Raw genomic sequence first — 244 nt, 5'->3', positions numbered from 1 at the left:
TTTCAACTATCGAATTAATGGCTGTTCTACCTATTGATGCTCCTGTAATATTTAAAAGAACATCACCATAGTACGTTCTACTATTTTTCATCTCATCATCTATATCTTTACTAATATAAACTAAGTCATTAAGATTTAATTTACCATTTCTAATATTTTGACTCCTTAAAAATGGTATGCCTTTGTTTGTATAGTTTTCACTTCCACCTTTGGGAGTCTTTCCACTACCTATTTTGGTAGTAAG

1 protein-coding gene is annotated in these 244 nt (G+C 29.9%); it reads right to left on the bottom strand.

The genetic code is table 11. The features are described 5' to 3' along the window. Positions 1-244: restriction endonuclease subunit S domain-containing protein (locus IDG60_RS03600; RefSeq protein WP_032099467.1), on the bottom strand; the 244-nt coding region annotated here is incomplete at both ends.

The sequence above is a fragment of the Staphylococcus sp. EG-SA-2 genome (genome assembly GCF_017152085.1).
The sequence above is the reverse complement of the archived record's forward strand: the minus strand, read 5'-3'. Positions and strand labels throughout refer to the sequence as shown.